The organism is Streptomyces sp. NPDC001714 (assembly GCF_042892755.1).
In the GTDB taxonomy this organism is placed as follows: domain Bacteria; phylum Actinomycetota; class Actinomycetes; order Streptomycetales; family Streptomycetaceae; genus Streptomyces.
On sequence record NZ_JBIAUL010000007.1, the window covers coordinates 540,651 to 561,313 of the forward strand.

At 72.6% G+C, this 20,663-nt stretch carries 18 protein-coding genes; 11 read left to right on the top strand and 7 right to left on the bottom strand.

Annotated features, from left to right (window positions below):
* Positions 1–5: 5 nt before the first annotated feature.
* Entirely contained in the window at positions 6–1,403 is a 1,398-nt protein-coding gene (locus ACFY0P_RS21705; protein WP_388915304.1) for a helix-turn-helix domain-containing protein, read from the bottom strand.
* 177 nt (positions 1,404–1,580) lie between these two features.
* Between ACFY0P_RS21705 and ACFY0P_RS21710 the strand changes: the two genes are divergently transcribed.
* The 3 genes from ACFY0P_RS21710 (at position 1,581) to ACFY0P_RS21720 (ending at position 3,573) form a co-directional block, all read left to right on the top strand.
* Positions 1,581–2,201, top strand: a complete 621-nt coding sequence (locus tag ACFY0P_RS21710; RefSeq protein ID WP_388915307.1) for a hypothetical protein — start codon at positions 1,581–1,583, stop codon at positions 2,199–2,201.
* A gap of 152 nt (positions 2,202–2,353) precedes the next feature.
* Positions 2,354–2,815, top strand: coding sequence for a hypothetical protein (locus tag ACFY0P_RS21715; protein ID WP_388915310.1), 462 nt, complete (start codon positions 2,354–2,356; stop codon positions 2,813–2,815).
* Positions 2,816–3,123: 308 nt separating this feature from the next.
* The gene (locus ACFY0P_RS21720; protein ID WP_388915313.1) at positions 3,124–3,573 is read left to right on the top strand and encodes an ATP-binding protein; all 450 of its coding nucleotides are present in this window, start codon (positions 3,124–3,126) and stop codon (positions 3,571–3,573) included.
* A gap of 84 nt (positions 3,574–3,657) precedes the next feature.
* On the opposite strand, the gene ACFY0P_RS21725 is transcribed toward ACFY0P_RS21720, so the two are convergent.
* Positions 3,658–4,689: a DUF2637 domain-containing protein gene (locus ACFY0P_RS21725; protein WP_388915316.1), complete on the bottom strand. Its 1,032-nt coding sequence runs from the start codon at positions 4,687–4,689 to the stop codon at positions 3,658–3,660.
* 329 nt (positions 4,690–5,018) lie between these two features.
* Entirely contained in the window at positions 5,019–5,843 is an 825-nt protein-coding gene (locus ACFY0P_RS21730) for a (2Fe-2S)-binding protein (RefSeq protein ID WP_388915319.1), read from the bottom strand.
* A gap of 163 nt (positions 5,844–6,006) precedes the next feature.
* Between ACFY0P_RS21730 and ACFY0P_RS21735 the strand changes: the two genes are divergently transcribed.
* Complete coding sequence (locus tag ACFY0P_RS21735; RefSeq protein WP_388915322.1) at positions 6,007–6,774, top strand: GntR family transcriptional regulator; 768 nt, start codon at positions 6,007–6,009, stop codon at positions 6,772–6,774.
* 300 nt (positions 6,775–7,074) lie between these two features.
* On the opposite strand, the gene ACFY0P_RS21740 is transcribed toward ACFY0P_RS21735, so the two are convergent.
* The 3 genes from ACFY0P_RS21740 to ACFY0P_RS21750 form a co-directional block, all read right to left on the bottom strand.
* Positions 7,075–7,575: a DUF2231 domain-containing protein gene (locus ACFY0P_RS21740; RefSeq protein WP_388915325.1), complete on the bottom strand. Its 501-nt coding sequence runs from the start codon at positions 7,573–7,575 to the stop codon at positions 7,075–7,077.
* A 74-nt stretch (positions 7,576–7,649) separates the two neighbouring features.
* Complete coding sequence (locus tag ACFY0P_RS21745) at positions 7,650–8,417, bottom strand: hypothetical protein (protein WP_388915327.1); 768 nt, start codon at positions 8,415–8,417, stop codon at positions 7,650–7,652.
* Positions 8,418–8,585: 168 nt separating this feature from the next.
* The gene (locus ACFY0P_RS21750; RefSeq protein WP_388915330.1) at positions 8,586–10,286 is read right to left on the bottom strand and encodes a PucR family transcriptional regulator; all 1,701 of its coding nucleotides are present in this window, start codon (positions 10,284–10,286) and stop codon (positions 8,586–8,588) included.
* A 373-nt stretch (positions 10,287–10,659) separates the two neighbouring features.
* Between ACFY0P_RS21750 and ACFY0P_RS21755 the strand changes: the two genes are divergently transcribed.
* From ACFY0P_RS21755 to ACFY0P_RS21775, 5 genes are all read left to right on the top strand, one after another.
* Positions 10,660–11,550, top strand: coding sequence for an FAD binding domain-containing protein (locus ACFY0P_RS21755; RefSeq protein ID WP_388915333.1), 891 nt, complete (start codon positions 10,660–10,662; stop codon positions 11,548–11,550).
* On the top strand, positions 11,550–12,140 hold the full coding sequence (locus tag ACFY0P_RS21760) for a (2Fe-2S)-binding protein (protein WP_388915336.1): 591 nt from the start codon (positions 11,550–11,552) through the stop codon (positions 12,138–12,140). The genes ACFY0P_RS21755 and ACFY0P_RS21760 overlap by 1 nt, the downstream gene beginning before the upstream one ends.
* Before the next feature lie 5 nt (positions 12,141–12,145).
* A complete protein-coding gene (locus ACFY0P_RS21765; RefSeq protein WP_388915338.1) occupies positions 12,146–14,578 on the top strand; it encodes a xanthine dehydrogenase family protein molybdopterin-binding subunit in 2,433 nt (810 codons plus the stop codon).
* Positions 14,579–14,854: 276 nt separating this feature from the next.
* Positions 14,855–16,312, top strand: coding sequence for an NCS2 family permease (locus ACFY0P_RS21770; protein ID WP_388915341.1), 1,458 nt, complete (start codon positions 14,855–14,857; stop codon positions 16,310–16,312).
* Between the two features lie 124 nt (positions 16,313–16,436).
* Entirely contained in the window at positions 16,437–17,594 is a 1,158-nt protein-coding gene (locus ACFY0P_RS21775; RefSeq protein WP_388915344.1) for an XdhC family protein, read from the top strand.
* Between the two features lie 19 nt (positions 17,595–17,613).
* Here ACFY0P_RS21775 and ACFY0P_RS21780 read toward each other — a convergent pair whose 3' ends face one another.
* The gene (locus tag ACFY0P_RS21780; protein WP_388915347.1) at positions 17,614–18,054 is read right to left on the bottom strand and encodes an SRPBCC family protein; all 441 of its coding nucleotides are present in this window, start codon (positions 18,052–18,054) and stop codon (positions 17,614–17,616) included.
* A 157-nt stretch (positions 18,055–18,211) separates the two neighbouring features.
* Between ACFY0P_RS21780 and ACFY0P_RS21785 the strand changes: the two genes are divergently transcribed.
* The gene (locus tag ACFY0P_RS21785) at positions 18,212–19,234 is read left to right on the top strand and encodes a DUF2278 family protein (RefSeq protein ID WP_388915412.1); all 1,023 of its coding nucleotides are present in this window, start codon (positions 18,212–18,214) and stop codon (positions 19,232–19,234) included.
* Positions 19,235–19,315: 81 nt separating this feature from the next.
* Complete coding sequence (locus ACFY0P_RS21790; protein ID WP_388915415.1) at positions 19,316–20,566, top strand: cytochrome P450; 1,251 nt, start codon at positions 19,316–19,318, stop codon at positions 20,564–20,566.
* The last annotated feature ends 97 nt before the right edge of the window (positions 20,567–20,663 follow it).

Here is a 20,663-nt window from a genome sequence, read left to right on the forward strand (position 1 = left end):
ATGGCTCAGTCGGTGGGCACCCACTGGCGGACGCCGTCGACGAAGCCGTACCAGTAGTGCGGCAGGCCCTTGACGGAGCTGGTGCGGAAAGGCCGGCCGTGGTCGTCGATCCGCACCGTGCCGCTGCGGCCCTGTGACGACCAGTCGAGTTCGAGGTACCAGCGGCAGTCGCAGCCGACGGTGCTCGCCTTGACGCGCAGTACCTCGGGGTCCGTGGCGGAGACCCGGTAGGGCAGGTGCATGGTCGACACGGTGTGCCCGTCGGGGCCCTCACCGGCCACCGGGCGGGCGATGGGGCGGTCCTTGTCCAGGTTCACGTCGAAGTACCGCGGGGTGAGGCCACCGCCGCAGCCGTCCGCCATGGAGTAGGCGATGCCGGGCGCGGGAGCCGTACGGCCGACGACACGCACCCGCAGGGCCTCCAGGACGACGGCGGTGGACGAACGGCCCTGCACGGAGACGTCCACGATCGTGTTGCCGCCGTGCACCGCGTTCTGGGTGGCCGCCCACGTGCCGGCGTCCTGCGGGGCGGGCGGCGGTGGGACCTGGGCCGGCTGCTTGTCGATGACGTACTGGTGGTCGCAGCCCAGTTCCCAGAGCTGCGAGTTCGCGGTCCAGGTGAGGGGGACGCCGGTGGCGGCGGGGGAGCCGGGCGTGCCGCTGCCGGAGGGGGAGGAGGCCTTGGTGCCGCCCGACGAGGACGAGGTCGAGGTCGAGGACGACGGGGTGGCGGAGGCGGAGTTCGGCGCCGGGCCGGTGGCGCCGCTGCCGTGGCGCTCGGCGTCGCCGGCGGTGGTCGTGGTGGAGGAGCCGGGATCCCGGGCCCCGGCGCCGACGGCCTGCCGGTCGTCCGGAAGGGCGGCCAGGGTGCCCAGCGTCACCAGCACCACGGTGACCACGGCCGAGGCGACCAGCGTGCGCCGCCTGCGATACCAGGGGCGGGCGACGGGAGCCGCTTCCGTCACCGGGGCCGGTTCCGTCACGGGGGCTGCGTCCGCCAGGAGCGCCGCTTCCGCTACGGGCGCCGCTTCCGCCGACGGCTCGGCGGCGGTTCGCGGGTCCTCGGGGGTCCGCTCGTCCGCCGTCGCGGGTCCGGCGCCCTCCCCGGCGCGTGGTCGCTGCCGGGCCGCCACCGCTCGCAGCCAGCGCTCGTGGAGTTCGAGCCGCTCCTGCGGTGTCGCCCCGCAGAACGCCGCCAGCCGCTCCACCGGGGCGAAGTCCAGGGGCACCGCCTCGCCCGCGCAGTAGCGGTGCAGGGTGGAGGTGTTCATGTTCAGCCGACGGGCCAGCGAGCCGTAGCTCCGGTCCGTACGGTCCTTCAGCTGCCGCAGCAGCGCCGCGAACTCCTCGACATCGTCGCGCACGGGCACCTTCCCCCGGTCGTCGCCATCCCAGGCACTCATATACCTGCACGTCAACGGGGCTGGGATGGTTCCAGGGCGGGGAAACGGGCGGTCGCCGTTGCGGTCCACGCCGGTGACGGCCGATGCTCTTGGTGTCGCACCGAGCAGGGCCGGACCGACCAGTCGGCCGCGTCGGCGGCAGCCCACACCCATGCACCGACCCACGGGGGAACACCCATGCCCAAGCGCACCCGAGCAGGCGCGCTCACCGCACTCGCCGGCGCCGCACTCGTCGCCGGTACCGCCCTCGCCGCTCCCGCGGCGGCCGCACCCAAGGCGCCCGGCTTCCTCAAGGCGGCCGACCTGCCACCGCGGGCCGGCACGTCCTGGACGGCCGGCAAGGTCACCGCCGGCATTCCGGAGGAGGTCAAGGAGGACATCTGCATCGGCGCCGGGCTCGGCGGCGGCCAGGACTCCTGGTACCGGAAGTTCCGGACCGACCTCGACACGAGTGCCCGTCAGGTCAGCGCCGAGCTGCCCAGCCTCCGCCTGGCGAAGGGCCGGTTCGCGAAGCTCGACGAGGACATCGTGTCCTGCGCGGACCGGATCGAGATGGAGGACCCGCAGATCCGGGCCACGCTTCAGGACCACGGCACCCTCCCGGTCGGGGACGGCGCCCATGTCTACGCCCTGCGCACCGTGACCGCCTGGGGCGCCAGTGACATCCGGCTGATCTCCATCGGCCGGGAGGGGCGCACCGTCACCGTCGTGGACTGGGGGCAGCTCGGCGGCTTCGTGGACGCGCCCGTGAAGGCCTTCAAGAAGACCACCACCACGGCCGTGAACAAGCTCCACTGACCCACACGAGGGCCGGGGCCGCCCTCTCCCTCGGGGGTGGGGAGGGCGGCCCCTGACACAGAACAGCAAGACAGAAGACAGCAAGACAGCAAGACAAGAGACAGCAAGACAAGAGACAGCAAGACACGAGACTCGGAAAACGGGGAACAGACATGAGCAGCAAGACCCGCGCCGTCCTCACCGCCGGCGTCCTCGCCGTGGCCCTCGGGCTCGGCGCCACCGCCCAGGCCTCGGCCGGCGCACCGCGCACCGTCAGCGGCAACCCTGCCGACAACGTCAGCCGGATCGCCGACTTCTACGGCGCCTACATCGACGCCGAGAGCGACCCGGACGGCAGCGGCAACCTGCCCACCGCGCTGCGTGCCTACTACATCGCCCCGACCTACCTGAAGAAGCTGACGGCCTGGGAGAACCGCGAGCACGCGGACGGGGTGCTGCGTGCCCAGAACACCCCGCTCAGGTGGAAGGTCACGGAGACCGGCACCGGCAAGTACACGGAGGCCGTCGTCACGCTCACCTGGAGCCGCAACACGAGCACGAAGCTGGTCGTCGACATGACCCGCGACACCCACAAGATCGTCAACATCGGCACCAAGGGCCTCGGGAGCAAGTAGCCGGAAGGTCGGCTTTCGGCCAGGTTCGCCGGTGCCGCGGACCGCGTGAAACAGCTCAGGAGGTTGCGCGCGGGGCTGAATCACGCCGGGTCCGCGGCACCCTTGGCGCGTACGGGACGGTCCGGGCGGCGACGTACGGGCCGGAGCGGGCACCGGACATGGCCGAACACCCGGTCGTCATCGGCGTGACATGACTGGCCCGTGCCCGAGCGGGCATGGATCCCCGTGAACGTGTTCGATCAGGAGGGGAACCGGCAGACAGCGTGCGGGCGGGGGTCATGAACAGTCAGGCACGAGGGGGCGGTCCCGTGGCCATCGGGGCCTCCTCGGCGCAGACGGCGGGGGAAGAGACCGACACGACGGAACGGGGACACCCGCCGCAGTTCAGGCGCCGACTGGGGCGGTCCGATCTGCGGGCGGTGCCCGAGACACGCAGGGAACTGCGCGAACTGCTGCGGCACTGGGGGCGTCCCGGCCGCTCCGAGATAGCGGAACTGCTCACCAGCGAACTCGTCACCAACGCGCTCGTCCACACGGACCGCGAGGCGGTACTGACAGCGGTCGTGGAGCCGGGCCAACTGCGGGTGGAGGTACGGGACTTCGTGTCCCGCAGGCCGCGGATGTGCGCCCCGGACACCGACGACGGCACACACGGCCGGGGCCTGGTGCTGGTCGACGCCTTCGCCGACGCGTGGGGTGTCCAGGCCCACGAGGTCGGGAAGTCGGTGTGGTTCGAACTGGACGCGGAGGCCGCCTAGCCGGCGCCTCGTACCCGACGGGACGGGGGGCGTGACCATCATGGTCACGCCCCCCGTCCCGAGGTGCTGTGCGGCAGCAGGCGATCAGCCGAACTGCTGCTCGAGGTCCTTGAGCTTGCGCTCCAGGGAGTCGAGGCGCGGCAACGCCATTGTGTCGTCCTCCGCGGTCAGGTCGACGGTGATCGGGTCAGACCCTTTGCGGACGGGCTGAAGGGAGGGCCGCTGGCGTACGGGCAGCTGCTCCGGCGCCGATATGGCAGGCTCCGCGGTGGGCTGCGAGGCGCGCTCGACCTGGTGCACCTCGTCCTGCCGGCCGCGTCCGACGAAGCCGCGGTGGCCCCGGCTGATGGCCTTGAGCTGGGCCCGCTCCAGACGGTCCTGCTCGCGGCGGCGCAGCCGGTTGGTCTCCTTCTGCCGCTTGTCCTCGCGCACCTCGTCGACCGCCTCGTCCAGGCTGCGCACGCCCTCCAGGAGCATCAGCGACCAGGCCTTGTAGGTCTCGCGGGGGGCACGCAGCCAGCGGACGATACGGATCTGCGGCAGCGGGCGCGGCACCAGGCCCTGCTCGCGCAGGGCGGCCTTGCGGGTCTGCTTCAGCGCACGGTCGAAGAGGACGGCCGCGGACAGCGACATGCCGGCGAAGAACTGGGGAGCGCCCGCGTGGTCGACGCCCCTGGGCGCGTGCACCCAGTTGAACCAGGCCGCGGCGCCCGCGAAGGTCCACACGAGTATCCGGGAGCCGAGGGCCGCGTCACCGTGGCTCGCCTCGCGCACCGCGAGGACGGAGGAGAACATCGCCGCGCCGTCCAGGCCGAACGGCACGAGGTACTCCCAGCCGTCGGAGAGGCCGAGGTTCTGCTGGCCGAAGCCGACCAGCCCGCGGAACGAGAGGGCCGCCGCGACCGAGGCGGAGGCGAACAGGAGCGCGTAGGAGACGGTGCCGTATATGGCTTCCTTGCGCCGACGGCGCTCCTCGCTGCGCTCCCACGAGTCGTCCTTCGCGTGCTCCCCGCCGGACCGCTTGGAGCGCGTCAGTACCGCCACCGCGACCAGCATGCCCAGGAGCAGTACGGCGCCGGGAAGCAGCCAGTTCAGCGATATGTCGGTCAGTCTCATCTAGGGGTCCCTTGCATTGGGATAGGGCGTATCGCCCGCCATAGTGGCCCAATCCCACTGGCCCTCAGGGGGTTTCGGGGCAAGAGGCCGCCAAGGAAGTGCAAGGGGATGCCCCAGGGCGGCATTCTGCTCGAACTGCCGCATGAGGGGCGGGAGTTGAGTTCGAGTAAGACTACCCATACGGGTGGTTCCTCGGAAAGTTCCTGCGGCAAGTGAGGAAGTTGTGAATTCCCTGTCCCCGCAGAGGAGCTCCCGCCACCGGCGATCTTAGTGGATGCCGAGGGGTGCCGTGTCCCCGGGGTGGGGCCTGCGATCGGCCTGAGGGCGCCTCAGGCCGCCGCGGCCGCCGTGAGTTTGGCGATCCGCACGTCGTCGCAGGTGCGCGGGCAGGTGGCGCAGGTGTCCTCGTGGCGCAGTGTGTAGTACATGCAGCAGCTCGCCCGGTCCCGGGTGGGCAGCGGCTCCCCGGCCGGGCCGGACAGCACCCGGAAGGCGGCCGAACCGACGTACGGCTTGGTCGCGCCCGGGAGCTGCTGTTCGAGCTCGCGTACGGCCCGGGCCTCGTCCCCGAGCAGCCCGGCGATGTACCAGAGCCCCTCGACGACCTCGTCCGTCGCCATGCCCCACAGGGCGCGCCCGCGCCGCCGCATCCGCGGTCCGAAGCCGCCGAGGACCGGCTCCAGGTGCTCGGCGACGGCCGCCCGCACCTCGGCGCGCAGTGCCTCCTCGCCGGCCACGACGACCGCGCCGGGCAGCGCCGCCGCCGGGTCGCCCGGGAGACAGGCGAAGGAGGTGACCCGGACGGCCATCCGGCCCGCCGCGCGGTCGTACGACACCTCGGTCGCGGGGAGGCGGGGGACCCGGCGGTCCAGGAACCAGGGGAGGGTGATCAGGAGGCAGGCGGCCCAGCCGTAGCGGTGCAGGCCGAAGGTGGCGACCACGTCGGGGCGGGCCGGCCTCCCCTCGTCCCGCAGGATCTGGTCCTCGTCCCAGGCCAGGAACGCGTCCAGGCCGGGGCCGCCCGCCGCCAGCTCGGCGGCGCCCACCCAGCCGCCGCCCCCGGGGGCCGGGTCGCCCGGCCCCAGCTCCGTGACCGCCAGGTCCGGGCAGACCTCGGTGAGGCGCGCGTAGGCGGCGGAGACGGGCGAGGACATGGGCTACCACCGATCGGGTGCGGGCCGACTGTCGGGTAAGTAAGCCTTACCTTACCCATTCGTTCGGAAATTTGAACCAGCGCCTTGTGCGCCTAAGGTGCTTGACGGACAAGTAACAACCCGCCGTTAATGACCCAAGTGCCGACGAGCCGGAGGAGGACCCGTGGACCAGCGCGCGCACGCGGCTCCCGCCGAGACGGCCAGGGTGCCGGCGCAGTCGCGGTCCGAGGAGTCGGCGCGGGAGGCGCCCGGTTTCCCCGCCGGCCCGCCGGCCGCCCGGGGCGAGCACACGCACAGCGAGCGGCCGATCCCGCAGCCCCGGCCCGCCGTGCAGCGGGCGTCCGTGCGCGGGCAGATCCTCGACGCGCTGCGCACCGCGCTGGTCGGCGGGGAGCTGGCGCCCGGCGAGGTGTACTCGGCACCGGTGCTGGGGGAGCGGTTCGGGGTCTCCGCGACGCCGGTGCGCGAGGCGATGCAGCAGCTGGCGCTGGAGGGCGCGGTCGAGGTGGTGCCCAACCGCGGGTTCCGGGTCGTCGAGCGGGGCGCACGCGAGCTCGCGGAACTGGCCGAGGTACGGGCGCTGATCGAGGTACCGGTGATGATGCGGCTGGCGCGCAGCGTGCCGGCCGAGCGGTGGGCCGCGCTGCGGCCGCTGGCCGAGGAGTCGGTGCGGGCGGCGGCGACGGGGTGCCGGGCGACGTACGCGGAGGCCGACCGGGCGTTCCACCGGGCGGTGCTGGCCCTTGCGGGCAACGAGCAGCTGGTGCAGATCGCGGAGGACCTGCACAGGAGGGCGGTTCCGCTGCGCGGGGCGCGGGCCGACCTGGTGTCGGACGCGGCGGAGCATGCGGCGCTGCTGGAGGCGTTGATCGCGGGGGAGTCGGATGCGGTGCGGAGGTTGGTGGCCGGGCATTTCGCTGCCGCGGGCTGACAGGGGAAGGCGTTGGCGCGGCTTCCGGCCGTGAGAGGGGCGGCCGGGGGCCGGGTGTCAGGCGGGATGTGGTGAGTGCCGGGCGGCCGCCGTGGAGGCGCGGGCCGCGGGCCGGGGGCCGGGTGCGGGTGCTTCGTGGCTGGTCGCGCAGTTCCTCCCCCAGCCTTCGGCCGGGGGTACCCCCAGCGCCCCTGACGGGGCGCGGTCCTGGCCGTTTCTTCCAGCCGCGGGCAGTCGTGCCGCTGGGGCGGCACCCGGCCAGTGCCGGTGGAGCGTCCCCACCCCCCGGCCGCAGCCCCCTCAGTTGCCCTGTGCCGTCTTCTGGTACGCGTCGTGCCACGCGGCCTTCGCGCCCGAGTCGCCTATGCGGTAGACGTCGATCACCGCGCCGGTCGCCACGGCCACCGACAGCACGCCCACGACGATCCGCACCGGGAGGGCCGACCAGCGGGCACCCTGGCCGGGAGCCCGCTCCTCCCCGCCGCGTCGGGTCGCCCACCACACCACGGTGGCGAGCAGGAACAGACCCAGAGCCCACGGCAGCAGGCCGTCGCCCAGTTCGGTGTGCCGGCGGACCAGGGTGTCCTCGGTCACGTGCCGCTCCAGCCACTCACCGGCCTGCGTCGTCAGCGGCACGCTGACCAGGGCGACCAGGGCGAGCGCGGGCAGCAGCACCCCCAGCCGCCGGGCGGCCCGCGGCCACAGCGCGGCGGCCACCAGGGTGAGAGCGGTCAGCGGGACCAGGACGACGACGATGTGGACCAGCAGGACATGGGCCGGCAGCCCGTTGACGGTGCTCATGGCGAAGCGCTCCTGAGAGGGTCGGGGCGCGCCAGCCTGGCACAGCCAACTCTCAGTTTCCTCTGAGCCGGGTCTCAGGCGGTCGCCGCTCCCGGCGCGGGAGGTGTCAGCTGCCTCGCCAGCCAGGTCGGGACACCGCCCAGCAGGCGGAACAGGCGGCCCGCCTCCTCGCGCAGGCGGGACGCCTCCGGCTCGGACTCCGTGTCGGCGAGGGAGGCGAGCGCCGGAGCGGTGCCCACCAGGTAGCCCAGTTCCTCCCTGATCCGCAGCGACTCCGCGAACCCGTGCCGCGCCTCCGCCAGCTCCCCGTCCCGCAGCGCCAGTCCGGCCAGGTGGCGCCAGGTGAAGGAGAGCAGGAGGGGGTCGGCGTGGGCGGTGGCGGCGGCGTGGGCCCTGCGGTAGGCGGCGCGGGCCGCCTGCGGGGAGCGGGTCAGGTTCTCCGCCAGCAGGCCCCGGCGGAAGTCGAGCAGCGCCCGGCCCGGCGCCCCCGGAGGGATCAGCGCCGCCGCCCTCCCGAGCGCGGCCCGTGCCTCGTCCGCCCGGTCGCGGACCCCGTGCAGGGTGGCGGCGTAGGCGAGTTGCCCGCGTTCGCAGGCGGCAGCGCCCCGCTCCTCGTCGGTCCGGGCCACCGCCTCCGCCGTCCGCAGCGCGTCCTCGGCCTCCTCCCAGCCCCCCTCGGTGTACAGACACCGCTCGACCATCAGCCCCGCCCGCTGCAGGGTGTACGTCGGCGTGTCCGAAGGCAGCAGAGCCGCCGCGTCGGCCCAGCAGGCCCGCGAGCGCAGCCGCCATACCGCGGTCTGGAGCGGATCGTCACCGTCGGTCGTTCCGTTCCCAGACATGGCGGAATACGCCACGTTGCCCTCCCCTTGCGCGCCGTCGAGCAGTGAAGTGGTGGCCGCATTCCAGCACCGATCGCCGCGCCGGGCCAAGAGGGTGGGTGAATAATTTCACAAAGTCGTGGGACGGCGGCGGCACTTGGCACGAGCCGGTCGCACCCCCGCGTGACCTCAGCTCATCCGCAACGCCAAGAAGAAATCGAGCTTGTCCTCCAGCCGGGACAGGTCCCGGCCCGTCAACTGCTCGATCCTGCCCACGCGATAGCGCAGCGTGTTGACGTGCAGGTGGAGACGGGTGGCGCAGCGGGTCCAGGAGCCGTCGCAGTCGAGGAACGCCTCCAGGGTGGGGATCAGTTCGGCCCGGTGACGGCGGTCGTAGTCGCGCAGGGGGTCCAGGAGGCGGGCGGTGAAGGCGCGCCGGACGTCGTCGGGGACGAAGGGGAGGAGCAGGACGTGCGAGGCCAGCTCCTGGTGGCCGGCCGCGCAGACCCGGCCCGGGCGGGCCGCCGCCACCCGGCGGGCGTGCCGGGCCTCCTCCAGGGCACCGCGCAGGCCCTCCGCCGAGTGCACGGCCGCGCTGACGCCGAGAGTGACCCGGCCGTCGTCGTCGAGGCCCGCCGACAGCGGGGCCCGTACCGACTCCAGGAGGGTGTCGGCGTGGATGCCGGACTCGGAGCCGTCGTGCTCGGCGGTGACGGCGGGCAGCGGGACCAGGGCGATCGCCTCGTCGCCGGTGTGGGCCACCGCTATCCGGTCGGAGGGCTCCGGGCCGGTCGCCAGCGGGTCGACCAGGATCTCCTCCAGGAGGGACTGGGCGACCGGGCCGCCCTCGACCTCCCCGCCGTCCCACTCGACCCGGGCGACGACCACCTGCCAGTGCGGTGCCGCGCCGAGCCCGGGCAGCAGGACCGGGGCGGCCACCCGCAGCCGGGCGGCGATCTCGGCCGGGGCCGCGCCCGTCTGGACCAGTTCGAGGACCTCCTGCGCGAGCCTGCGCCGCACCGTGCGGGCCGCGTCGCGGCGGTCGCGCTCCACGGCGATCAGCTGGGTGACGCCCTGGAGCAGGTCGAGCCGCTCCTCCGGCCAGTCACCGGCGTCCGCCTCGACCGCGAGCAGCCAGTCCGACAGCACGGTCTCGCGCACGTCCCGGGCGCCCTGCGGAGAGCGGCCTCCCCCAGCTACCGCTGGGAGGTGCCCCCAGGAGCGGATCGGGAAGAGGGAGTAGGTCGTGCCGCCGAGCAGGACGCGGTACGGGCCGCGGCGGCCGGTGCGGGTGGCGGCCAGGTGCTCGGCGGCCAGCCCGGCGCAGGCGTCGGCGGGCAGCGCGGGCCCGGACACCTTGGAACCCGCGATCAGGCGGCCGGCCGGGGACAGTACCCAGGCGCGCAGGTCGAGGTCGGAGCCGAGCAGGTCCAGGACCACGTCCGGGCCGCCGCCCGCCGGGCCCGAGGTCATCATCCGCCGGTGCCGGTCCACCACGGCCGCCAGGTCCCCGGCGCGCTCGCCGCTGACCTGCCGTACGACATGCTCGGTGATCGTCGCGAAGGCCACCGACTCGTGGACCGCGAAGAGCGGGAGACGGTGGCGCGCGCAGGCCACGGCCAGGTCGTCCGGGACGGCGCCCAGCTCCGCCTCACCGGCCGCCAGCGCGGCCACCCCGGCCTGCACCAGCAGTCGTACGAACGGCTCGGAGTCCGCCGCGTCCCGGCGCCAGGCCAGGCCCGTCAGCACCAGCTCACCGCCGGAGAGGTAGCGGCTCGGGTCGCGCAGGTCGGTGGTCATGACCCCGCGCACGGTACGGTCCAGCTCGTCCTCGCCGCAGAGCAGCCGCAGGCCCAGCGCATCGGTGTCCAGCAGTGCGCGCAGCCGCATCTCGTCGCCGCCGTTCTGTGTCTCGAAATCTACGATGAATCTTGAAGGGTCACGGGGGAGGTGCCCGGCGGGCGCCTCCGTGGGCCGTCACCAAGGGCTGCCGGGCCGCAACCGGTGGTCGCCAGGGCGTTTCCTGCGTTTCCGCAGGAGAACCAAGAGGTTACTGATGACCTCCGTTCATACGAATCTACAAGATGCCCGTGCTGGCCAGCCAACTCCTTCATGGTTTCGGTGACTGACCCCGCTGGAGTAAGGGGCGGTGTACTGGCGTCGTTCCGCGTTAACAGGACATGAACGAGCCGGGCCCGCCGCACACGGATTGGCTCAATCCGCACGACTCACGAGACTCACGAGACGGAGAAGAGAGCCGGTCATGGACTTCCTTCGCCCCGCCAGCTGGGAGGAGGCGCTCGCCGCGAAGGCCGAGCACCCCACCGCAGTGCCGATCGCGGGTGGCACCGATGTGATGGTCGAGATCAACTTCGACCACCGCCGGCCCGAGTACCTCCTCGATCTCAACCGCATCGGCGATCTCTACGAATGGGAGGTCGGCGAGGAGAGCGTACGGCTCGGCGCCTCCGTTCCGTACACCCGGATCATGGAGAACCTGCGCGCCGAACTCCCGGGTCTCGCCCTCGCCTCGCACACCGTCGCCTCCCCGCAGATCCGCAACCGCGGCGGCGTCGGCGGCAACCTCGGCACCGCCTCCCCGGCCGGCGACGCCCACCCCGCGCTGCTCGCGGCCGGCGCCGAGGTCGAGGCCGAGTCGGTGCGCGGCACCCGGCTCATCCCCATCGACGACTTCTACACCGGCGTCAAGCGCAACGCCCTCGCGCCGGACGAGCTGATCCGTGCGGTACACGTGAAGAAGGCCGACGGCCCGCAGCAGTACTCGAAGGTCGGCACGCGCAACGCGATGGTGATCGCCGTGTGCGCCTTCGGGCTCGCCCTGCACCCCGAGACGCGGACCGTGCGGACCGGGATCGGTTCGGCCGCCCCGACGCCGGTGCGGGCGAAGACCGCCGAGGAGTTCCTGAACGCGGCACTCGACGAGGGCGGCTTCTGGGACAACGGGAAGATCATCACCCCGTCGGTCGCCAAGCAGTTCGCGGACCTGTGCGCCGCCGCCTGCAATCCGATCGACGACGTCCGGGGCACGGCGAGCTACCGCCGCCACGCGGTCGGCGTGATGGCCCGCCGCACGCTCACCTGGACCTGGGAGTCGTACCGCGGCACTACTGAGCAGAAGGGGAGTGTCGCCTGATGCGCGTCAACTTCACCGTCAACGGACGTCCGCAGGAAGCCGACGACGTGTGGGAGGGCGAGTCCCTGCTGTACGTGCTGCGGGAGCGGCTCGGCCTGCCCGGTTCCAAGAACGCCTGTGAGCAGGGGGAGTGCGGTTCGTGCACCGTCCGGCTCGACGGCGTGCCCGTGTGCTCGTGCCTGGTCGCGGCGGGGCAGGCGGAGGGGCGGGAGGTCGTCACCGTGGAGGGGCTGGCGGAGTTCGCGGAGCGGCGGGCCTGCGGCGGCGGGACGGGCGACAGTGCTATGTCACATGTCACGCGTGACAGCGCACAGAGCTGGCAGCCCAAGCCCCCCGCCGACTCCCAGACCGGCGGAGGCACCCGACTCTCCCCCATCCAGCAGGCCTTCATCGACGCCGGCGCCGTCCAGTGCGGCTTCTGCACCCCCGGTCTGCTGGTCGCCGCCGACGAGATGCTGGAGCGCAACCCCAACCCGAGCGACGCGGACATCCGCGAGGCGCTCTCGGGCAACCTGTGCCGCTGCACCGGCTACGAGAAGATCATGGACGCGGTCCGCCTCGCGGCCGCCCGGCAGGGAGAGGCGGTCTGAGCGACATGCCCTCCTCCACTCCCGGCCTCGCTCGAGCGGGCGGTGCCCCCATCAGCGCTCCGCTCGGCACTCCCACCAAGGTCACCCAGGGCTCCCAGACCAAGGGCGGCATCGGCGAGTCCACGCTCCGTCCGGACGGCACCCTCAAGGTCACCGGCGAGTTCGCGTACTCGTCCGACATGTGGCACGAGGACATGCTCTGGGGCCAGATCCTCCGCTCGACGGTCGCGCACGCCGAGATCGTGTCGATCGACACCGGCGAGGCCCTCGCCCAGCCCGGCGTCTACGCCGTCATGACCTATGACGACCTGCCCACCGAGGTCAAGAACTACGGCCTGGAGATCCAGGACACCCCGGTCCTCGCGCACGGCAAGGTCCGCCACCACGGCGAGCCGGTGGCGATCGTCGCCGCCGACCACCCGGAGACCGCCCGCCGCGCGGCAGCGAAGATCAAGGTCGAGTACCGCGAACTGCCCGTCATCACCGACGAGGCCTCGGCCACCGCCCCGGACGCCGTCCACGTCCACGAGAACCGCGCCGACCACCACATCGGCCACGTCCCGCACCCCAACATCGTGCACCGCCAGCCGATCATCCGCGGTGACGCCGACGAGGCCGCCAAGCGGGCGGACGTCATCGTCAAGGGCGAGTACTACTTCGGCATGCAGGACCAGGCCTTCCTCGGCCCCGAGTCCGGCCTCGCGGTGCCCGAGGAGGACGGCGGCGTCCACCTCTACATCGCCACCCAGTGGCTGCACAGCGACCTGCGCCAGATCGCCCCGGTGCTCGGCCTGCCCGAGGACAAGGTACGGATGACGCTGTCCGGCGTCGGCGGCGCGTTCGGCGGCCGCGAGGACCTGTCGATGCAGATCCACGCCTGCCTGCTGGCGCTGCGCACCGGCAAGCCGGTCAAGATCGTCTACAACCGCTTCGAGTCCTTCTTCGGCCACGTCCACCGCCACCCGGCCCGCCTCTACTACGAGCACGGAGCAACGCGCGAAGGCAAGTTGACGCACGTCAAGTGCCGGATCGTGCTCGACGGCGGGGCGTACGCCTCCGCCTCCCCGGCCGTCGTCGGCAACGCCTCCTCGCTCGGCATCGGACCGTACGTCGTCGACGACGTCGAGATCGAGGCCATCGCCCTCTACACCAACAACCCGCCCTGCGGCGCGATGCGCGGCTTCGGCGCGGTCCAGGCGTGCTTCGCCTACGAGGCGCAGATGGACAAGGTCGCCAAGCAACTCGGCATGGACCCGGTGGAGTTCAGGAAGCTGAACGCCATGGAGCAGGGCACCCTCATGCCGACCGGCCAGCCGGTCGACTCGCCGGCCCCGGTCGCCGAACTCCTGCGCCGGGTCAGCGCGATGCCGCTGCCGCCCGAGCGCCAGTGGGAGAGCAGCGAGGGCGCCGACGTACGGCAGCTGCCCGGCGGTCTGTCCAACACCACGCACGGCGAAGGCGTCGTACGCGGCATCGGGTACGCGGTCGGCATCAAGAACGTCGGCTTCTCCGAGGGCTTCGACGACTACTCGACCGCGCGGGTGCGCATGGAGGTCGTCGGCGGCGAGCCCGTCGCCGTCGTGCACACCGCGATGGCGGAGGTCGGGCAGGGCGGGGTGACCGTCCACGCGCAGATCGCGCGCACCGAGCTCGGCGTCGCTCAGGTGACCATCCACCCGGCCAACACCCAGGTGGGCTCGGCGGGTTCGACCTCGGCATCCCGGCAGACGTACGTCACCGGCGGCGCCGTGAAGAACTCCTGCGAGCTGGTCCGGGAGAAGGTCCTGGAGCTGGGCCGCCGCAAGTTCGGCACGTACCACCCGGCCTGGGCCACCGCCGAGCTGCTCCTGGAGGGCGGCAAGGTCGTCACCGACGGCGGCGAGGTGCTCGCCGACCTGGCGGACGTCCTCGGCGACGAGGCCGTGGAGATCGAGGCGGAGTGGCGGCACCGGCCGACCGTGCCCTTCGACCTGCACACCGGGCAGGGCCACGGCCACGTCCAGTACAGCTTCGCCGCCCACCGCGCGGTCGTCGAGGTGGACACCGAACTGGGGCTGGTCAAGGTGATCGAGCTGGCCTGCGCCCAGGACGTCGGCAAGGCGCTCAACCCGCTCTCCGTCGTCGGCCAGATCCAGGGAGGTACCACCCAGGGCCTGGGCATCGCGGTGATGGAGGAGATCATCGTCGACCCGAAGACCGCGAAGGTCAGGAACCCGTCCTTCACGGACTACCTGATCCCGACCATCCTCGACACGCCGACCATCCCCGTCGACGTCCTCGAACTCGCCGACGACCACGCGCCGTACGGGCTCCGCGGCATCGGCGAGGCCCCCACCCTGTCCTCGACCCCGGCCGTCCTCGCGGCGATCCGCAACGCGACGGGCCTGGAACTGAACCGCACGCCGGTACGCCCGGAGCATCTGACGGGCAACGCGTGACCAAGGCGTGGCCGCGGCTTGCGGCCACGTCGTAACGCCGCTGCCGTTGCGGGCAGTCGTGCCTCCCTCAGTTCCTTGAGGGCCTGGGGGGACCCCATGGCGGCACGGGTGGGCGCAACGGCACCCCGGCGCCGGGCAACTGATCAACTCCCCGGCGCCAACCCCACAAGCGTGCACCTCCGGGCCGTCCCCCGGGTCATGCACTTCCCAAATCCCGCGTGTCGCCGAAGGCATCGGCATGCGCGGGGGCCCCTGTGAACCTTGGGAGACGGCACCATGACCCAGCAGTCACTCGAACCCAGGGCGACGGCCGAAGACGCGGGCGAAGGCACCCGCGTCCCGGCCGGACGCTCCTGGCTCGACCGGTACTTTCACATATCCCTGCGGGGATCGAGCGTCGCGCGTGAGGTCCGCGGCGGCGTCACCACCTTCATGGCGATGGCGTACATCCTCCTGCTCAACCCCCTGATCCTGTCAGGCAAGGACGCGGCCGGGGACACCCTCGGCCAGAAGGCGCTGATCACCGCGACGGCGTTCGCGGCGGCCTTCACCACACTGCTGATGGGCTTCGTCGGCAAGGTGCCCCTCGCGCTCGCCGCCGGCCTCTCCGTCTCCGGCGTGCTCTCCTCGCAGGTCGCCCCGCAGATGACCTGGCCGCAGGCGATGGGCATGTGCGTGATGTACGGCGTGGTCATCATGCTCCTGGTCGTCACCGGCCTGCGCGAGATGATCATGAATGCGATCCCGCTCGCGCTCAAGCACGGCATCACCATGGGCATCGGCCTGTTCATCGCCCTCATCGGCTTCTACAAGTCCGGCTTCGTGCACCAGGGCAAGGCCACCCCGGTCACCCTCGGCCCGGCCGGCGAACTGGCCGGCTGGCCGGTCCTGCTCTTCGCCGGCACCCTGCTGCTGATCTTCATGCTGCAGGCCCGGAACGTCCCCGGCGCGATCCTGATCGGCATCATCAGCGGCACCGTCGTGGCGGCCGCACTGAACGGCCTCGGGGTCGTCGACCCCGGGCAGTGGGCCGACGGCGCCCCCGAACTGCACGGCTCCGCCGTCTCCATGCCGGACTTCTCGCTCTTCGGGCACGTCGCGTTCGGCGGCTGGGGCAAGGTCGGCGCGATGACGGTGGCGATGATCGTCTTCACCCTGGTGCTCGCCGGGTTCTTCGACGCGATGGCCACCATCATCGGCGTCGGCACCGAGGCGAAGCTGGCCGACGACAAGGGCCGGATGCCGGGCCTGTCCAAGGCGCTGTTCATCGACGGCGCGGGCGGCGCGATCGGCGGGGTGGCGGGCGGCTCCGGGCAGACCGTGTTCATCGAGTCGGCGACCGGCGTCGGCGAGGGTGCCCGTACGGGTCTCGCGTCCGTCGTCACCGGCCTGTTCTTCGCGGCCTGCCTGTTCTTCACCCCGCTCACCGCGATCGTCCCGCAGGAGGTCGCCTCGGCCGCCCTGGTGGTCATCGGCGCGATGATGCTGATGAACGCCAGGCACGTGGACTGGGCCGACCGGGCCACCGCCATCCCGGTGTTCCTGACGGTCGTCCTGATGCCGTTCACCTACACCATCACCACCGGCGTGGCCGCCGGTGTGATCTCGTACACCGCCATCAAGGCAGCTCAGGGCAGGGCCCGGGAAATCGGGGCATTCATGTGGGGCCTGACAGGGATCTTCCTGGTCTATTTCGCCCTCAATCCCATTGAGAGCTGGCTGGGCGTCCACTAGACGCTCCGCCGGGAGAGAGCCGTGAACGGGCCCGTGGTCGGCTGCGGGTCCGTTGGGGCTGGTCGCGCAGTTCCCGCGCCCCTTGCGGGGCGCTTTCCCTCAACTTCGTCAAGGAGATCCGGACATGCTGGACATCGCCGAGGAGCTGAGCCGGTGGGTCGCCGATGGGCGGGACTTCGCCGTGGCCACGGTGGTGGCGGTCGGGGGGAGTGCGCCGCGGCAGCCCGGCGCCGCCCTCGCGGTGGACGGCGAGGGGATCGCCGTCGGCTCGGTGTCCGGCGGGTGCGTGGAGGGTGCCGTGTACGAGCTGTGCCGGCAGGCGCTGGAGGACGGGGAGACCGTCCTGGAGCGCTTCGGGTACAGCGACGAGGACGCCTTCGCCGTCGGCCTGACCTGTGGGGGCGTCATCGACATCCTGGTCACCCCGGTCCGGGCGGACGACCCCGCCCGGCCGGTGGTGGCCGCCGCGCTGGCCGCCGCCGCGCGCGGGGAGGCCGCGGCCCTGGCCCGGATCGTCACCGGGCCGGCGGAGCTGCTGGGCGGTGCCCTCCTGGTGGCCGCCGACGGTTCCCACGAGGGCGGCTTCGGCGCCCACCCCGAGCTGGACCGCACGGTCGCCGCCGAGGCCGCCGCCTTCCTGGACGCGGGCCGCACCGGCACCCTGGAGATCGGAGAGCAGGGCTCACGCTGCGGAGCACCGCTCACGGTGCTGGTCGAGTCCTCCGTCCCGCCGCCCCGGATGATCGTCTTCGGCGCGATCGACTTCGCGTCGGCGCTGGTCCGGGTCGGCACGTTCCTCGGCTACCACGTGACGGTGTGCGACGCGCGGACCGTCTTCGCGACGCGGAACCGCTTCCCGGAGGCCGACGAGATCGTCGTCGAGTGGCCGCACAGGTACCTGGAGCGCACGCAGGTCGACGGCCGTACCGTCCTGTGCGTCCTCACCCATGACGCCAAGTTCGACGTCCCGCTGCTCCGGCTCGCCCTCCGCCTCCCGGTGGCCTACGTCGGCGCGATGGGCTCCCGCCGCACCCACCTGGACCGCAACGAGCGCCTGCGCGAGGTCGGCGTCACGGAACTGGAGCTGGCCCGCCTCCGGTCGCCCATCGGCCTCGACCTCGGCGCCCGTACGCCCGAGGAGACCGCGCTGTCGATCGCGGCCGAGATCGTCGCGAACCGCAGGGGCGGCAGCGGGGCCTCCCTGACCGGCGCGCACACCCCGATCCACCACGACGTGACGTCGTCGCCGGTCCCGGCGCGGCGGATCGGGTCGGTGGCCTAGGGCCTGTCCGGCACCGCCGTCAGGGCCGCCGGAGGAGGGAGTTGACCGCGCGCCCGAAGACGGCCCGGGAGGCCATGCGCACCAGGGGGTCGAAGAGCGACGGCAGCCCCCGGATCCGCAGCTCCTCGTGCCAGACCACCCGGGTACGGCCGCCGGGGCCCGGGTGCACCGCCAGTTCGGCCCAGCCGAGCACCACCCGGCCGTGCTTGACGAGCCGGCACCGGCCGGGGCCGCCGTCCTCGGGAGGATGCCAGACGGTCACCTCCATGGGATCCTCGAAGGACAGCGGTCCGAGACCGGAGCGCGCCACGAAGACCGTGCCCTCGTGGGTCGGGGGATCGGTGAGCACGGTGATCCGGGTCAGCGGAACTACGTCGGCGTGCCGGGACCACTCCGTGAGCCGGCGCCATGCCTCGTCGATCGGGAGCGGAGCCGTCCGCCGGAGGAGGAAGTTGACCACGGCACGATCGTAGGGACCCGGCCACCGGAAACGGGGCACGCACCGACTGTTCACAGGACCGACAGAATCGTCCAACCCGGGCCGCAACCGGCTCCGGGCTCGTACGATTTCCGCCATGGGCGGGCAAACCGCCTGCTTTTACGGGGAGTTGGTCATCATGCCGTTGAAGACCTATGGCGTACTGATCACGCGGGCTGTCGGCGTCCGGCGCGAAGGCGCCGCCGAGACCCCGCACTACCAGATCCACCTCACAGACGACGCCGGCGTCCACTACCGGGCCGCCGTCAACGTCCTGTCCCAGCAGAAGCCCGCCGACCTGCTCTACCTCGTCGACGACGACTTCAAGCACCCCATCACCGCCCGGCTGGAGGGACTGGCCGGCGGCTGGAACACGCTGCCGCCGGGACCCGGCGGACCCAACCTCGACTTCGTGCGCGGCAACCTCTTCGACCCGGCGAGGCTGCGCGTCCTGCCGGCGGACCGTCCCGGCCCCGACAACGACCTGGCCGACCTGCTCGACCACTACGTCCGGCGGGCCGTCGACGACCCCCGCGTCCGGCTGTACCTCTTCGGCGAGCGCTGGGGGCCCGAAACCGGCGTCAAGGACAAGGTGTTCGGCTTCCTGCCCGGCAACGGCGTGCACGACATCCACATGAACCAGGGCAACAGCGGCCGCTTCACCGGCGACGACGGGGTGTGGCAGGACGGCGGTCTCCTCATCCGCCTCCCGGGCGAGGACGGGAACCGGGACCGCTGGGTCGGGATCTTCCTCGCCTTCCAGAGCCAGGCCTGGCACACCGACGACGTCACCGGCCATACCCTCCCCGACGTCGACACCTCCCGGCCCGCCCCCGGCGAGCAGCCGGTCCGGGTCGTCGCCGCGCTCGTCAACCCGCCCGGCCCCACCCCCGAGGCGGAGACCGTCATCCTCCTCAACGCCTCGCCCGCCCCGGTCGACCTCACCGGCTGGCGCCTGCTCAACCGCATCGGCCAGGCCTCCCCGGTACCGGCCGGTCCGCTGGCCGCCGGCGCCACCCTCGCCGTGCCGCTGTCCGACGGCGCCCGACTCGGCAACCGCGGCGGCGAGATCACCCTCCTCGACGCCGCCGGCCTCAAGGCGCACGGGGTGTCGTACACGGCCGAGCAGGCGGCCCGCGAAGGGTGGTGGGTCGTCTTCTGACCCGGCTCTGTCGGGAGCGCACGGCGGTACGGCACCATGAACGCGGCCCGTACCGCCGTCGTCCGTCCCGGGGAGCGTCTCGTGGAGCACGAACTGCACGACAGGCACGACAGCTACGCCAGCCTCGACGACTTGATGCGCGAGCCCTACCCGCTCTACGCGCGGGCGCGGGCAGCGGAGGGGCTCGTGCGGGTGCCCGAACTGGACGCCTGGCTGGTGGCCCGGGACGCCGACGTCCGCGAAGTGCTGCGCCGCACCGAGGAGTTCTCGTCGGCGAACGCGTTACGGCCGGACGTCATGCCCTCGCCCGCCGCGCTCGCCGTGCTCGGCGGCGGCTTCGGCGGCCGGCCGGTCGTGGTCACCTCGGACGGCGAACGGCACCAGCGGCTGCGCGCCCCGCTGCTGCGGGCGCTGTCGCCGGCCCGGATCGCGGCGGCCGTGCCGTACGCCCGTGCACGCGCCGCCACCCTCGTCGACGGGTTCGCGGCAGACGGCCGGGTGGAGCTCATGTCGGCCTACGCCGATCGGCTGCCCGGTGAGGTCATCGGCCGGATCGTCGGACTCGACCCCGCCGACGTGCCCCTGGTCGTGCACGGCGGGCGCCGCGCCGAGGAGCTGCTGTTCCGGCCGCTGCCGGAGGCCGGGCAGATCGCCGCCGCCGAGGACGTCGTCGCCATGCAGCACGTCCTCGACCGCTGCGCCCGCGACCGCTACACCCACCCCCGTGAGGACCTGGCCACGGAGATCGTCGCCTCCGTGTCCGAACCCGGCCATGCCGAACTCCCCCTGGAACAGCGCCACGAGGCCGTAGCCCACCTCCAGAACCTGCTGATCGCCGGGCACCTGACCACCACCGCGCTGATCGGCACCACCGTCCTGCACCTGCTGAGCCACCGGGAGCAGTGGCAACTCCTCCGCGAGCGACCCGACCTGATCCCGGCGGCCGTGGAGGAGGCGGCCCGCTACGACGGCGCGCTCCAGGGCTTCCGCCGGGTCGCCACCCGCCCGGTCACCCTCGCCGGCACCGAACTCCCGGCCGGCGCCGAGCTGTTCGTCGCCTTCGGTGCGGCCAACCGCGATGCCTCGCGTCACCCCCGCCCCGACGCGTTCGACATCACCCGGGCCGCCCCCGCCCGCCACCTCGCCTTCGGCTTCGGCGCCCACGCCTGCGTCGGCGCCCAGTTGGCGCGCGAGCAACTCCGCATCACCGTGGACGAATTGACCCGTCGGCTGCCGGACCTGCGGCTCGCGGAAGGCCGTCCGGTGACCATGCGCCCGACGATGATCCACCGCTCACCGGAGGAGCTGCACCTCATCTGGGAGGCGTCCTGAGGCCTAGGCCGTTTCGTTTGGATCAGTCGGTCGTTGGTCTGGGTGTGCCGTTAACTGATGCGCAGTGGTCGCGGATCGAGCCGTTGCTCCCTGACCG